Here is a 15,757-nt window from a genome sequence, read left to right as displayed (position 1 = left end):
TTTAGAAATTAGCGTTTTTTTTATGTTTTAAAATCGCATTATACTCAAGCAATCATGTTTTTTAAATTTACCGCTTTTTTCAAGAAAGCCTTGATTAGCAGCCTATTTGGAGCAACTCCTGATGTGATTATTTGTTTTTTAGCGTTTATTCCTTCTATAGAAATTGTGCTATTAGGATCTTGTTTTGAACCCATAAACCACAATATAAAATGCATACTGTTAGAATTTGAAGCAGAAACTGTTGAAACATTCTCTTGTTTTGTAGTTGTACCAACTACTACTGTATTCACATCAACTAAATTTTTCTCAGTTTGTGCAAAAACAGAAATATTTATTACTAGAATAAAAACAAGCAAAAGGAAACGATTACTTCCTGCATTTTTAGTTGTTTTTAAAGATAAATAGTTCATATCCCTTACAATTTTACAATAGACAGAATGTGTTTTTTCTATCTCGAACACGAAAGTATATCATTTATAAATGAGTCGGAAATATTTTCGATGAAGTGCCATTATACCCGTTCAAAGTACAAATAGGTTCTGTAAAACACAGATTTGATGGTTGGATATACTAATTTATTCATAAAACCTACATACAAAAACAGCTAATTAACACCACGAATCAGAAATGAAATCAATAATTCTAGACTGAGAAAATAGCCTTAAATAAAAAAGGCTCCATTTCTGGAGCCTTTAAAGATATTATGCTTGTCCCGCAGGACCAAAATTAAGCGGAATCGGGGCTTGTTCAGTATCTTTTATTTCGCCATGAGCGACTTCAAAACGATGAATGTTTTCTCCGATTGCTTTCAACAATCTTTTAGCATGCTGTGGTGTCAAGACAATTCTTGCTTTTACCTTAGCCTTAGGTATGCCGGGCATGATGCTTACAAAATCTAAAACAAATTCAGAAGACGAATGATTGATTATAGCCAAATTGGAATAAATTCCTTCGGCAATTTTCTCATCCAACTCAATGTTGATTTGTTCTTGTTGTTGATTTGAATTACTCATACTTAATAAATATATTCTTCTTTATTAGCCATCATATCGTTGTAATCTTCTTTTGAACCTACAATTGTATTGTCATATTCTCTCATACCCGTTCCGGCAGGGATTCTATGTCCAACAATTACATTTTCTTTCAATCCTTCTAAGTAATCGATTTTACCTGCAACAGCAGCTTCGTTCAATACTTTAGTCGTTTCTTGGAAAGAAGCCGCTGATATAAATGATTTGGTTTGAAGAGAGGCTCTTGTAATACCTTGTAAGACTGGTGTTGCAGTTGCAGTAACGACATCACGAGCCACAACAAGATTTTTATCGGTACGTTTCAAAAGAGAATTTTCATCGCGCAACTCACGAGGCGTAATAATTTGTCCTTCTTTCAAAGCGCCAGAATCGCCAGCATCTTCCACGACTTTCATACCATATAATTTATCATTTTGAAAGATAAAGTCTTTTGTATGAATTAATTGATCTTCTAAGAACAACGTGTCACCTGGATCTTGCACTCTTACCTTACGCATCATCTGACGTATTACTACTTCAAAGTGCTTGTCGTTAATTTTCACCCCTTGCAAACGGTATACTTCTTGAATTTCGTTAACCAAATACTGTTGAACAGCGGCTGGCCCTTGGATTCTTAAAATATCATCCGGAGTAATAGCACCATCTGACAACGGTACACCTGCTCTTACAAAGTCATTTTCCTGAACTAGAATTTGGCTTGATAATTTAACCAAGTATTTTCTAATGTCACCAAATTTAGATTCGATAACTACCTCACGGTTTCCTCTTTTGATTTTTCCAAAAGAAACAACACCATCAATTTCAGAAACAACTGCTGGGTTTGAAGGATTACGAGCTTCTAACAACTCAGTAATTCTAGGCAAACCTCCTGTAATATCTCCTGATTTAGAAGAACGACGCGGAATTTTCACCAACACTTTACCGGCTTTAATTTTCTCACCATTTTCAACCATCAAGTGGGCTCCAACAGGTAAGTTATACGAACGAATCAATTCATTGTCTTTACCGTAAACCAATAAAGTAGGAATTAATTTTTTAGCTCTGGATTCAGAAATTACCTTTTCTTGGAAACCAGTTTGCTCATCAATTTCAACCATGAATGATTGACCTTGCTCTAATTCTTCATAAGCAATCTTACCGGTAAACTCAGATACGATAACCCCATTATAAGGATCCCATTTACAGATCACATCTCCTTTAACAACAGACTGGCCGTCTTTAACGAAAATACTTGAACCGTAAGGAATATTATTTGTACTTAATAAAATACCTGTTCTTTCATCGATTAATTTCAATTCAGAAGAACGAGATACTACAATATCCACTGCATTACCTTCACTATCTTCTCCTTTAACAGTTTTTAAATCTTCAATTTCCAGTTTACCGTTAAATTTAGTAACGATACTAGACTCTTCAGAAATACCACCCGCAACCCCTCCAACGTGGAAAGTACGTAATGTTAACTGTGTTCCAGGTTCTCCAATAGATTGTGCTGCAATTACACCAACAGCTTCCCCTCTTTGTGTCATTTTTCCGGTAGCAAGATTTCTACCGTAACATTTGGCACAAATACCTTTTAGTGCTTCACAAGTTAACGGAGAACGCACTTCTACTTTCTCGATAGGAGAAGCATCAATTGCTTTCATGATAACCTCTGTGATTTGCTCCCCAGAATGAACTAAAATCTCACTGGTCAAAGGGTTGATTAAGTCTTGTAAAGCGACACGCCCTAAAATTCTTTCTCCAAGTGATTCTACAATTTCTTCATTTTTCTTCAATGCTGAAACTTCAACACCTCTTAATGTACCACAGTCTTCGATGTTTACAATAACATCTTGGGATACATCATGCAATCTTCTTGTTAAATATCCTGCATCGGCTGTTTTCAAAGCCGTATCCGCAAGACCTTTACGCGCACCGTGAGTAGAAATAAAATACTCAAGGATAGAAAGACCTTCTTTAAAGTTAGAAAGAATAGGGTTTTCAATAATTTCACCACCACCAGCAGTAGATTTTTTTGGCTTAGCCATCAAACCACGCATACCGGTTAACTGACGAATTTGTTCTTTGGAACCCCTTGCTCCAGAATCAAGCATCATATACACCGAGTTGAAACCTTGTTGGTCTTCTCTAATGTTTTTCATTGCAAGCTCTGTCAATTGTGCATTCGCAGAAGTCCATACATCAATAACTTGGTTGTACCGTTCGTTATTAGTAATCAAACCCATATTATAATTAGCAGAAATACCTTGAACTTGTTCTCTGGCATCTGCAATTAATTTAGGTTTTTGATCCGGAATTCTAATATCACCAAGAGAGAATGACAAACCACCTTTGAAGGCAAATTTGTATCCCATGTCTTTCATATTATCTAAGAAGACCGCAGTTGTAGGTACATCGGTAGCGCTTAAAACGTGTCCGATAATATCTCTAAGGTTTTTCTTAGTCAATACATCATTGATATATCCTGCAGCTTCTGGTACTACTTCATTAAATAATACACGGCCTGCAGTAGTTTTAATAATTTGGAAAACTAATTCTCCTGCTTCATTAAAATGTTTTGCTCTAATTTTCACTGAAGCATTCAATTCTAATCTGCCTTCATTCAAAGCAATATTTACTTCTTCCGCAGAATAAAAAGTGATCCCTTCACCTAAAATTTTAAGCTCAGGAGTAGATAAACGTTCTTTGGTCATATAATACAGACCCAAAACCATATCCTGAGAAGGTACCGTAATTGGAGCACCATTTGCAGGATTCAAGATATTGTGAGAACCCAACATTAATAGTTGCGCTTCCAAAATAGCTTCAGGTCCTAATGGCAAGTGAACTGCCATTTGATCCCCATCAAAATCCGCATTAAATGCAGTACATACTAAAGGGTGCAATTGGATTGCTTTTCCTTCAATTAATTTTGGTTGGAATGCTTGGATACCTAAACGGTGCAAAGTAGGAGCACGATTCAGTAATATTGGGTGCCCTTTGATCACATTTTCAAGGATATCCCAAACTACAGGCTCTTTCTTATCTATTATTTTCTTAGCTGATTTAACCGTTTTTACAATTCCTCTTTCTATCAATTTACGGATAACGAAAGGTTTGTATAATTCAGCTGCCATATCTTTAGGGATACCACATTCAGACAATTTCAATTCTGGTCCAACAACAATTACCGAACGAGCAGAATAATCCACACGTTTACCTAGTAAGTTTTGACGGAAACGACCTTGTTTTCCTTTTAGGGAATCCGAAAGTGATTTCAATGGACGGTTTGATTCTGTTTTTACTGCAGATGCTTTACGCGTATTGTCAAAAAGTGAATCTACCGATTCCTGCAACATACGTTTCTCGTTTCTTAAAATAACTTCTGGAGCTTTAATCTCCATTAATCTTTTCAAACGGTTGTTACGTATAATTACACGACGGTATAAATCATTCAAATCTGAAGTTGCAAAACGACCTCCATCAAGTGGCACAAGCGGACGTAATTCTGGTGGAATAACGGGTACCACTTTCATAATCATCCATTCCGGACGGTTCTCACGGTTCAAGTTAGACTCACGGAAAGATTCCACAACTTGTAATCTTTTTAATGCTTCTGTTTTACGTTGTTTAGACGTTTCATTGTTAGCATTGTGTCTTAATTGGTAAGACAATTGATCTAAATCAATTCTTGCCAATAAGTCCATAATACATTCTGCTCCCATTTTGGCAACAAATTTATTAGGATCAAAATCATCAAGATATTGGTTGTCAGCAGGAAGCGTATCTAAAATATTTAAATATTCTTCTTCTGTCAAAAAGTCTAATCTTTGTACTGATTCACCTTCTGCATTTTTAGCGATACCTGCTTGGATTACTACGTATCTTTCGTAGTAAATAATCATATCTAATTTCTTAGATGGAAGTCCAAGGATATAACCAATTTTGTTTGGAAGAGAACGGAAATACCAGATATGAGCAATAGGCACAACCAGATTGATGTGACCTACTCTGTCTCTACGTACTTTTTTCTCCGTTACTTCTACACCACAACGGTCACAGATGATTCCTTTGTAGCGAATTCTTTTATACTTACCACAAGCACATTCAAAATCTTTTACTGGTCCAAAAATACGTTCACAGAAAAGACCATCACGCTCCGGTTTGTGCGTTCTATAATTGATAGTTTCAGGTTTCAATACTTCACCTCTTGATTCTTTCAAGATCGATTCAGGAGAAGCAAGTCCTATGGAGATTTTATTAAACCTTTTTACAGGGTTTTTATCTTTATTGTTATTATTTCTATTATTCATCATAGTTTTTACTATTGATTTATTTGCAATTAAAAAATTAATTTTATTTCAGTCTTAAAGTCAAATGTCATAAAGTTTTTAAAGCCACGGATGACTTTAGACTTTTAGACTTTCAAACTTTAGACTTAAACATTACCTCGAATTACTTCTCTAAACTTCAAATAAAAATTTTGAAGTGCTATTTATAAAACCAATTGGGTTTAAATAAAAAATCGGAACGGGTTACGGGTATAAATCCTAAAAACTCTTTTAAAAAAGTGTTCAGTATTCAGAATTTAGTGTTCAGTTTATCACTGATTACTAAATACTGAACACTGAATACTAAACTTCTATTCTTCTAGACGAATGTCAAGTCCAAGACCTTTCAATTCATGCATCAATACATTGAATGATTCCGGTAATCCTGGTTCTGGCATAGATTCACCTTTTACGATTGCTTCATACGTTTTTGCTCTACCGATAACATCATCAGACTTCACAGTCAAGATTTCTCTAAGTGTACTTGATGCTCCATAAGCCTCAAGTGCCCAAACTTCCATCTCTCCAAAACGCTGTCCTCCAAATTGAGCTTTACCTCCAAGTGGTTGTTGCGTAATCAATGAGTACGGACCTATAGAACGTGCGTGCATTTTATCGTCAACCATGTGTCCAAGTTTCAACATGTAGATAACTCCTACTGTTGCAGCTTGATGGAAACGTTCTCCTGTACCACCATCATATAAATATGTATGTCCAAAACGTGGTATTCCAGCTTCATCAGTCAATTCATTGATTTGATCAAGGGTTGCTCCGTCAAAAATTGGTGTAGCAAATTTTCTACCCAAGTTTTGTCCCGCCCAACCAAGAACTGTTTCATAAATTTGACCAATGTTCATACGTGAAGGTACACCAAGTGGGTTCAACACGATATCAACTGGCGTTCCATCTTCAAGGAAAGGCATGTCTTCATGACGAACGATACGAGCAACAATACCTTTGTTACCGTGACGTCCCGCCATTTTATCCCCAACTTTCAACTTACGTTTTTTGGCAATATATACTTTCGCTAATTTCAAGATTCCTGCTGGCAATTCATCTCCAACAGTAATAGTAAATTTCTCTCTACGTAAAGCACCTTGTAAATCGTTCAACTTAATTTTATAGTTATGAATTAAATCATTCACCATTTTATTAGTTGCATCATCAGCAACCCATTGACCTTTACTTAAGTGAGCAAAATCTTCAACAGCATAAAGCATTTTTTGAGTGTATTTTTTACCTTTTGGTAAAACTTCTTCACCCAAATCATTCATTACCCCTTGAGATGTTTTTCCGTTTACGATCAAGAAAAGTTTTTCCACTAATTTGTCTTTTAATTCAACAAATTTAACTTCAAACTCCATTTCAAGTGCTCCTAAAGCATCTTTATCTTGCGTACGTTTACGTTTATCTTTTACTGCTCTTGCAAACAGTTTTTTGTCTAAAACAACACCATGTAAAGAAGGAGAGGCTTTTAATGAAGCATCTTTTACATCCCCTGCTTTATCCCCAAAGATTGCACGAAGCAATTTCTCTTCCGGAGTAGGATCTGATTCTCCTTTTGGAGTAATTTTTCCGATAAGAATGTCACCAGGTTTAACCTCGGCTCCAATTCTGATCATACCATTTTCATCTAAATCTTTAGTAGCTTCTTCAGAAACGTTCGGTATATCGTTCGTCAATTCTTCGTTACCTAATTTAGTATCTCTAACTTCTAATGAATAATCATCCACGTGAATAGAGGTAAAAATATCGTCACGAACTACTTTTTCAGAAATTACAATCGCATCCTCAAAGTTGTACCCTTTCCATGGCATAAACGCTACTTTTAGGTTACGACCTAAAGCAAGTTCTCCATTTTGAGTGGCATAACCTTCTGACAATACTTGACCAAGAACAACTCTGTCGCCTCTTCTTACGATAGGTTTCAAGTTGATACTAGTACCTTGATTGGTTTTTCTAAATTTAATTAGATTGTATGTTTTCTCATCTGACTCAAAACTCACCATTCTTTCTTCTTCAGAACGATCGTATTTGATTGTGATAATATTAGCATCCACATATTCAACAGTTCCATCTCCTTCAGCGTTAATTAAAACTCTGGAATCCGAAGCAACTTGACGCTCTAAACCAGTTCCAACAATAGGAGCTTCAGGACGAATTAATGGTACGGCCTGACGCATCATGTTAGATCCCATCAAGGCTCTATTCGCATCATCATGTTCTAAGAAAGGAATCAAAGAGGCTGAAATAGAAGCAATTTGATTTGGAGCAACATCCGTATAATCCACTTTTGAAGGCTCAATTACTGGAAAATCACCTTCCTGACGGGCAATTACATTTTCAGCGATAATCTTACCTACTGCATCCATTTCTATGTTTGCCTGAGCAATCATCATTCCTTCTTCTTCTTCTGCACTCAAGTAAACAGGAGTAGACACTAGATCTACGACTCCGTTAGTTACTTTACGGTATGGAGTCTCAATGAAACCCATTCCGTTTACTTTAGCATAAACACCAAGAGAAGATATCAAACCAATGTTTGGTCCCTCAGGAGTTTCAATTGGACATAAACGTCCATAATGCGTATAGTGAACATCACGTACCTCAAATCCGGCTCTTTCTCTCGAAAGTCCACCTGGTCCAAGTGCAGATAATCTTCTTTTGTGCGTAATCTCGGCTAATGGATTCGTTTGATCCATAAACTGAGACAACTGGTTTGTACCAAAGAAAGAGTTGATAACAGAGGATAATGTTTTAGCATTAATCAAATCTATCGGTGTAAACACCTCGTTATCCCTAACGTTCATTCTCTCTCTAATGGTTCTGGCCATACGCGCCAAACCAACACCAAACTGTTGTGACATTTGTTCTCCAACTGTTCGTACACGACGGTTTGATAAGTGATCAATATCATCAATCTCTGCTTTAGAGTTAATTAATTCAATCAAATATTTAACAATCGTTATGATATCTTCTTTGGTCAAGACTTGCTTTTCCATTGGAGTATCCAACCCTAATTTTTTATTTATTCTATAACGACCTACTTCACCTAAGTTGTACCGTTGATCAGAAAAGAATAATTTATCGATAATACCACGAGCCGTTTCTTCATCAGGCGGTTCAGCATTACGCAATTGTCTATAGATATGCTCAACAGCCTCTTTTTCAGAGTTTGTTGGATCTTTTTGCAACGTATTATGAATAATCGCGTAATCTCCTTGATTAGCATCTTCTTTGTGAAGCAAAATAGATTTAACGTTAGAATCAATGATTTCTTCCACATTATCTTTGTCGATAATAGTGTCTCTATCAAGAATTATTTCGTTACGTTCAATAGAAACTACTTCACCAGTATCCTCATCTACAAAATCTTCATGCCATGTATTCAATACACGAGCAGCTAATTTTCTGCCGATATATTTTTTAAGTCCTGTTTTAGAAACTTTAATTTCCTCAGCAAGATCGAAAATCTCTAGGATATCCTTATCTCTTTCGAATCCAATTGCACGGAATAAAGTCGTTACAGGTAATTTTTTCTTTCTGTCAATATAAGCATACATTACGCTGTTTATATCTGTAGAAAATTCTATCCAAGAACCCTTAAAAGGAATTACTCTGGCAGAGTACAATTTTGTTCCATTTGCATGAAATGACTGCCCGAAGAAAACACCAGGAGAACGGTGTAATTGAGAAACAACTACACGCTCAGCACCATTAATAACAAAAGTACCGCTTGGCGTCATATATGGAATTGTCCCAAGATAAACATCCTGAACAATAGTCTCAAAATCTTCATGTTCTGGATCTGTACAATATAGTTTTAACCTAGCTTTTAGGGGTACACTATGCGTAAGACCTCTTTCTATACATTCTTGAATTGTGTAACGTGGCGGATCTACAAAATAATCAAGGAATTCTAATACAAAGTTATTTCTTGTATCAGTAATTGGGAAGTTTTCCATGAAGGTATTGTAAAGCCCTTCGTCGCCTCTTTCGTCAGATTTAGTTTCTAATTGAAAAAAATCCTTAAACGATTTAACCTGAACATCTAGAAAATCTGGATAATCAGGAATATTTTTTGTAGAGGCAAAATTCAATCTTTCAGTTTGATTTGTTATCATCAATGGACAAAATTTTGATTAGAAAAGTAATTTTTTTGTATAAATAGTAATTTATTTATACCTTTTTTTTTAAACCATTACATCTTTAAAAACCAATTTAAGATAACTACTTTCTTATTATCTGTTAATTTTTTTTCCTCGTAATGGATAAAATGAATCTATTTTAAAAGACTAGTATGTACTAATACAACGTAGCCTTTTGTTATACGAAAAATGGTTTAGGTCTTTGGATGACTCCAAGACCTAAACCTTATTTTCAAAACTAGAGTGAACTATTTAAGTTCAACCTCAGCTCCAGCTTCTTCCAAAGATTTTTTAAGCGCTTCTGCTTCATCTTTAGTTACACCTTCTTTAACATTGCTTGGTGCGCTGTCTACTACATCTTTAGCTTCTTTCAAACCTAAACCAGTAAGTTCTTTAACTAATTTTACAACTGCTAATTTAGAAGCACCTGCTGCTTTCAAAACCACTGTAAATTCTGTTTGAACATCTTCAGCAGCAGCTTCGCCACCACCTGAAACTACTACAGCTGCAGCAGCTGGTTCGATTCCGTACTCATCTTTTAATATTGTTGCTAATTCGTTAACTTCTTTTACCGTTAGGTTAACCAATTGTTCTGCGAATTGTTTCAAATCTGCCATTTTTTCTATCGTTTTAAAATGATTTGTAAAAAATATAATTTATTTATTGTGCGCGTTTTATGTAATAAAATTAGAGTAAAACTCTTCTTTCATTATGCCTCCACTTCCTCTGTAGCCTCTTCGCTTTTGGCAAATTGGTTTTGAAGAGCAGAAATAACTCTTTGTGCTGGTGACTGCAATAATCCAATAAGTTCGCCGATAAGCTCTTCTTTAGATTTAATAGTTGCTAATGCATCTAATTGATCGTCTCCAATATAAATTTCAGAGTTGATATAAGCTCCCTTTAATACCGGTTTAGCTGATTTTTTTCTGAAATCTTTTATTATCTTACCCGGAGCGTTTGCTATCTCAGAAATGAATATAGCACTATTACCAGTCAAAACTGAAGGTAAATCTCCATAATCATTAGCTGATGCTTCCATTGCTTTTGCAAGCAATGTATTTTTAACTACTTCTAATTTTATACCTGCTTTATAACAAGCTCTTCTTAAGTTCGTAGTTGCTTCTGCATTCATTCCAGAAATATCAGATACATAAATAATATTTGTACCAGCTAACTGTGCAGTTAAAACTTCAATCGCGATTGATTTTTCTTCTCTAGTCATACTAAAAATTTTTAACTACCAATTATACTGCCTTAGGATCCAATGCAATTGCAGGACTCATAGTGCTAGTTAGGTAAATACTTTTGATGTAAGTTCCTTTAGCCGCAGTTGGTTTAAGTTTGATTAATGTTTGAATAATTTCGTGAGCATTGTCAACAATTTGTTCAGCTCCAAAAGAGACTTTACCAATTCCTGCATGCACTATACCAGTTTTGTCAACTTTAAAGTCAATTTTACCAGCTTTTACCTCTTGAACAGCTTTTGCAACATCCATAGTTACAGTACCTGTTTTAGGGTTAGGCATTAAACCTCTAGGTCCTAAAATACGACCTAATGGACCTAATTTACCCATAACAGAAGGCATTGTGATAATTACATCAACATCTGTCCAACCGTCTTTTATCTTTTGTAAATAGTCATCAAGACCTACATAGTCAGCACCAGCTGCCAAAGCTTCCGCTTCTTTGTCCGGAGTAACCAATGCTAATACTTTAACATCTTTACCAGTACCATGAGGCAATGTTACTACACCTCTTACCATTTGATTCGCTTTTCTTGGATCTACACCCAAACGAACTGCGATATCAATAGACTCATCAAATTTTGCAGAAGCAACAACTTTTATTAATGCCGCAGCATCTTTAAGAGAATATAATTTGTTCTTTTCAATTTTTGAAGCAGCCTCTTTTTGCTTTTTTGTCAATTTTGCCATGTCTTACCCTTGTTTTAGAGGAGAATCTCCAGTTACAGTTATACCCATAGATCTAGCCGTTCCTGCGATCATGCTCATAGCAGATTCGATAGTAAATGCATTCAAATCCACCATTTTATCTTCGGCGATTGTTCTAATTACGTCCCAAGTAACGTTAGCTACTTTTTTACGATTAGGTTCACCTGAACCAGATTTTAGCTTTGCAGCTTCCAATAATTGGACAGCAGCAGGTGGTGTTTTTACAACAAAATCAAAAGATTTGTCTTTATACACTGTAATTTGCACAGGGCAAACTTTGCCGGCTTTATCTTGAGTTCTTGCATTAAATTGCTTACAGAACTCCATGATATTAACACCAGCAGCACCTAAAGCAGGTCCAACCGGTGGCGATGGATTCGCAGCACCTCCCTTAACTTGTAGTTTAACTACTTTACTAATTTCTTTAGCCATTTTTTAAAAATTTAACACTACAATCTTTGGAAGCGATTGCAATGGATATTATAGATGTAACAAAATTATACTTTTTCAACTTGCATAAAACTCAATTCTAATGGTGTTTTTCTTCCGAAAATTTTCACCATTACTTCCAGTTTACGCTTTTCTTCATTAATTTTCTCCACAGTTCCGTTAAAACCATTAAAAGGACCATCAACAACCTTAATCGTCTCACCAATATTGAAAGGAATAGAACGTGTATCGGTATTAACCGCTAATTCATCTACTTTACCTAACATTCGATTCACTTCGGAAATTCTCAAAGGAACAGGTTCCCCTCCTTTAATCTCTCCTAAAAAACCAATAACACTTGTTATTGATTTAATAATATGAGGTATTTCACCAATCAGATTAGCCTCTATCATGACGTATCCTGGAAAATAAACCTTATCTTTAATTATCTTTTTTCCCTCTTTTACAGTAACTACTTTTTCAGTAGGAACCAAAACCTGTGACACATAATCACCCATCCCAAGTCGTGCGATTTCGGTTTCGATATAAGCTTTCACTTTATTTTCTTGACCACTTACCGCCCTAACGACATACCACTTTTTAATATTATTATCTGCCATAACAAAAAAATTATGCTTTTATCCAGTTAAAAAAACCAGCCAAAGCTTTTGCGAAAATTTCATCTACTCCCCAAGTTGCCAAAGCGAATAATACTGAAAAAACAGCCACAACAATCGTTAGACGCTGAACCTCAGCCCAAACCGGCCAAGTTACATTTGACTTTAATTCCTCAAATGCCTCTGATATGTAATTAACAACTTTTGTCATTATGATTTATTTTTTTGCACGGGCGGAGGGATTCGAACCCCCATCAACGGTTTTGGAGACCGCTATTCTACCCTTGAACTACGCCCGTTCGTTAATAAAAGCCAGTAACAACTTTACGGAGTTACTGGCTTTATACTTTTTTATCCTATTTGGATTATGCTACAATTTCAGTTACCTGACCTGCACCTACAGTTCTACCACCTTCACGGATAGCAAAACGTAAACCAACACTTAATGCAATTGCACTAAGCAACACAACATCAATAGTTAAGTTATCCCCAGGCATAACCATTTCTACACCTGTAGGCAAAGTAATGATCCCTGTTACATCCGTTGTACGTACATAAAACTGTGGACGGTAGTTATTGTGAAATGGTGTGTGACGACCACCTTCTTCTTTTTTCAAGATATAAACCTCAGCTTTAAAAGTAGCATGTGGTTTAACTGAACCTGGCTTACAGATAACCATTCCTCTTTTGATGTCTTCTTTTTGAATACCTCTTAAAAGAATACCTACGTTGTCTCCAGCTTCACCTCTATCAAGGATTTTACGGAACATCTCAACTCCTGTAATAGTAGAAGTCAATTTTTCAGCTCCCATACCAATGATTTCAACTGGATCTCCTGTATTAGCAACACCTGTTTCGATACGACCTGTAGCAACAGTTCCACGACCAGTGATTGAGAACACATCTTCAACAGGCATCAAGAAAGGTTTTGCAACATCTCTTACCGGCTCTTCGATCCAAGAATCTACAGCTGCCATCAATTCAAGAATTTTTGGTACCCAAGCTGGATCATTATTCAATCCACCTAAAGCTGAACCCTGAACAACAGGACCATTATCTCCATCATATTCATAGAAAGATAACAAGTCTCTGATTTCCATCTCAACTAATTCAAGTAATTCCTCATCATCAACCATATCCACTTTATTCATGAATACAACCATTCTAGGAATACCTACCTGGCGACCTAAAAGGATATGCTCACGTGTTTGTGGCATTGGCCCATCAGTAGCAGCTACAACAAGAATAGCACCATCCATTTGAGCAGCACCTGTAACCATGTTCTTTACGTAATCCGCGTGACCTGGACAGTCAACGTGAGCGTAGTGACGATTAGCAGTTTCATACTCAACGTGAGATGTATTAATTGTAATACCTCTTTCTTTTTCTTCTGGAGCATTATCAATTTGATCAAATGATTTTGCTTGACAATACCCTGCATCAGACAATACTTTTGTAATTGCCGCAGTTAATGTCGTTTTTCCGTGATCCACATGCCCAATTGTTCCAATGTTTAAATGGGGCTTGTTACGGTTAAAATTTTCCTTTGCCATTTTACTTAATTTTAAATCTTGTTATATATTAATTTCTATTTCCTACTTACTTGAGCCAATGTCGGGAATTGAACCCGAGACCTCTTCCTTACCAAGGAAGCACTCTACCCCTGAGCTACACCGGCAGAGAATTAATTTTAAATGTTGCATTTTAAATTAATTTAAAACTTTCATCGTGGGGAGAGCAGGATTCGAACCTGCGAAGTTTACACAGCAGATTTACAGTCTGCCCTCGTTGGCCGCTTGAGTATCTCCCCTACTTTTTATATTGCCAGACCTTTACAGTCTTGAGCCGGCGGAGGGACTCGAACCCACGACCTGCTGATTACAAATCAGCTGCTCTAGCCAACTGAGCTACGCTGGCGAATCAATAAAAAAAGTCCGCTATTTCTAACGGACTGCAAATGTATAGATTTTATCTCTCAATCAAAACTTTTTTTAAAAAAAAATCATATTAAATATGCGAACTTATTTTTTCTTTCCTTTTTACCAATAATCGTTCTAAAGATTCAGCAGAAAGTTCTAAGGCTTCTTCAAAAGTTTTACATTGCTTTTTAACTAAAAAATCATCCCCAGGAACATTCATTTTTACCTCAGCAATTTTATTTTCTTTATCACTAGTCTTCTCCACTTTCAAAAAAACATCGGCGGACACCACCTTGTCATAATATTTTTCTAACTTGTCCATTCTTTCTTGAACAAAATCTACTAGCTTTTTGTCAACAGTAAAGTTAACTGCATGAACACTTACCTTCATAATCATTTTTTTTAGTTAAACATTTTACGAATCATTTACGTCCTCGAGGATGCGCCTCTTTATAAATATTTTTAATTTCTGACAAACTGCTATGGGTATAAATTTGAGTTGAAGCCAAACTAGAATGCCCTAACAATTCCTTTACTGAATTTAAATCCGCACCATTATTTAATAGATGTGTTGCAAAAGTATGCCGCAGGATATGTGGACTTTTTTTTACTTTCTCAGACACACCACTAAAGTAAGAATTTATTAGCCGATACACAAAAGAATCATTTAATTTTAATCCTTTTTTTGTGAGAAAAAAATAAGCATTATCAGCGACTATTGCCAACAAAGCTCTTTCCTTTAGGTACAAACAAAACTGAGCCGCCAGTACCGGCAAAACAGGAAGGATTCGTTCTTTACTTCGCTTGCCCAATACTTTAATTGTACTATTGGATAAGTCAATATTTGCTATTTGAAGCTGAATCAGCTCTGCGCGTCGCATTCCGGTAGTATACAACAAATCGATTATGAGTTTATTCCTCACTTCTTCAAATCCAATTGTATTTTGCATTTGATCTAAAACATTCAAAACTTCCTTTTCAGAAAAAGGAACCTGCAAAACCCTCGAAGCCTTCAATGCTTTATGCCCTGACAATGGACTAACCCGAATCTGCTTTGTTTTCAACAGGAATTTGTAAAATGCTTTTAAAGACGCTATTTTTCTATTAACAGAACCATTCGAGACCCCATCATCCACAAGTACTACAATCCAACTCCTGATTTGACTATACCCTGCCTGCTCTATGCCTTGCTCCTCAAAGTGAATTTTGTTGAATGATTCAAAAGAAGCAATATCCGCACAATATGCCGTTAGGGTATGAGGAGAATATTTTTTCTCCAACTGTAGATAATCCCGAAAAGCGTCTTTATTAGTAGTCATAAAAAAACCGTTAGCATCAAAGTTATACA

Annotated in this window: 13 protein-coding genes and 4 tRNA genes; all 17 read right to left on the bottom strand. The window is 35.9% G+C overall.

Going from position 1 to position 15,757, the window contains the following annotated elements; all coding sequences use genetic code 11:
• Positions 1 to 44: 44 nt before the first annotated feature.
• Complete coding sequence (locus EKL99_RS07055; RefSeq protein ID WP_126576646.1) at positions 45 to 410, bottom strand: hypothetical protein; 366 nt, start codon at positions 408 to 410, stop codon at positions 45 to 47.
• 291 nt (positions 411 to 701) lie between these two features.
• Positions 702 to 1,013: a DUF3467 domain-containing protein gene (locus tag EKL99_RS07050; protein WP_126455867.1), complete on the bottom strand. Its 312-nt coding sequence runs from the start codon at positions 1,011 to 1,013 to the stop codon at positions 702 to 704.
• A 2-nt stretch (positions 1,014 to 1,015) separates the two neighbouring features.
• On the bottom strand, positions 1,016 to 5,329 hold the full coding sequence (gene rpoC, locus EKL99_RS07045; protein ID WP_126561660.1) for a DNA-directed RNA polymerase subunit beta': 4,314 nt from the start codon (positions 5,327 to 5,329) through the stop codon (positions 1,016 to 1,018).
• 326 nt (positions 5,330 to 5,655) lie between these two features.
• Complete coding sequence (gene rpoB, locus EKL99_RS07040) at positions 5,656 to 9,468, bottom strand: DNA-directed RNA polymerase subunit beta (protein ID WP_126463126.1); 3,813 nt, start codon at positions 9,466 to 9,468, stop codon at positions 5,656 to 5,658.
• 272 nt (positions 9,469 to 9,740) lie between these two features.
• Positions 9,741 to 10,109: a 50S ribosomal protein L7/L12 gene (gene rplL, locus EKL99_RS07035; protein WP_126455872.1), complete on the bottom strand. Its 369-nt coding sequence runs from the start codon at positions 10,107 to 10,109 to the stop codon at positions 9,741 to 9,743.
• 92 nt (positions 10,110 to 10,201) lie between these two features.
• Positions 10,202 to 10,714, bottom strand: a complete 513-nt coding sequence (gene rplJ / locus EKL99_RS07030) for a 50S ribosomal protein L10 (RefSeq protein ID WP_126455874.1) — start codon at positions 10,712 to 10,714, stop codon at positions 10,202 to 10,204.
• Between the two features lie 22 nt (positions 10,715 to 10,736).
• Positions 10,737 to 11,426, bottom strand: a complete 690-nt coding sequence (gene rplA, locus EKL99_RS07025; protein WP_126455876.1) for a 50S ribosomal protein L1 — start codon at positions 11,424 to 11,426, stop codon at positions 10,737 to 10,739.
• 3 nt (positions 11,427 to 11,429) lie between these two features.
• Positions 11,430 to 11,876, bottom strand: coding sequence for a 50S ribosomal protein L11 (gene rplK / locus EKL99_RS07020; RefSeq protein WP_126455877.1), 447 nt, complete (start codon positions 11,874 to 11,876; stop codon positions 11,430 to 11,432).
• Between the two features lie 65 nt (positions 11,877 to 11,941).
• Positions 11,942 to 12,493, bottom strand: a complete 552-nt coding sequence (gene nusG, locus EKL99_RS07015) for a transcription termination/antitermination protein NusG (RefSeq protein WP_126455879.1) — start codon at positions 12,491 to 12,493, stop codon at positions 11,942 to 11,944.
• Positions 12,494 to 12,503: 10 nt separating this feature from the next.
• Positions 12,504 to 12,701 (bottom strand): preprotein translocase subunit SecE, encoded by a 198-nt coding sequence (gene secE / locus EKL99_RS07010; protein WP_126455881.1) that lies wholly within the window; start codon positions 12,699 to 12,701, stop codon positions 12,504 to 12,506.
• 17 nt (positions 12,702 to 12,718) lie between these two features.
• Positions 12,719 to 12,789, bottom strand: a tRNA-Trp gene (locus tag EKL99_RS07005).
• A 66-nt stretch (positions 12,790 to 12,855) separates the two neighbouring features.
• Positions 12,856 to 14,043: an elongation factor Tu gene (tuf, locus tag EKL99_RS07000; RefSeq protein WP_126455883.1), complete on the bottom strand. Its 1,188-nt coding sequence runs from the start codon at positions 14,041 to 14,043 to the stop codon at positions 12,856 to 12,858.
• Positions 14,044 to 14,096: 53 nt separating this feature from the next.
• Positions 14,097 to 14,168 (bottom strand) — tRNA-Thr (locus tag EKL99_RS06995).
• Between the two features lie 51 nt (positions 14,169 to 14,219).
• A tRNA-Tyr gene (locus tag EKL99_RS06990) sits at positions 14,220 to 14,300 on the bottom strand.
• 33 nt (positions 14,301 to 14,333) lie between these two features.
• Positions 14,334 to 14,407, bottom strand: a tRNA-Thr gene (locus tag EKL99_RS06985).
• A gap of 90 nt (positions 14,408 to 14,497) precedes the next feature.
• The gene (gene hpf, locus EKL99_RS06980; protein ID WP_126455885.1) at positions 14,498 to 14,800 is read right to left on the bottom strand and encodes a ribosome hibernation-promoting factor, HPF/YfiA family; all 303 of its coding nucleotides are present in this window, start codon (positions 14,798 to 14,800) and stop codon (positions 14,498 to 14,500) included.
• Between the two features lie 31 nt (positions 14,801 to 14,831).
• Positions 14,832 to 15,728 (bottom strand): tyrosine-type recombinase/integrase, encoded by an 897-nt coding sequence (locus EKL99_RS06975; protein WP_126463124.1) that lies wholly within the window; start codon positions 15,726 to 15,728, stop codon positions 14,832 to 14,834.
• Positions 15,729 to 15,757 lie beyond the last annotated feature (29 nt).

This window comes from Flavobacterium sp. ZB4P23 (assembly GCF_003970375.1).
Taxonomy (GTDB): Bacteria; Bacteroidota; Bacteroidia; order Flavobacteriales; family Flavobacteriaceae; genus Flavobacterium.
The sequence above is the reverse complement of the archived record's forward strand: the minus strand, read 5'-3'. Positions and strand labels throughout refer to the sequence as shown.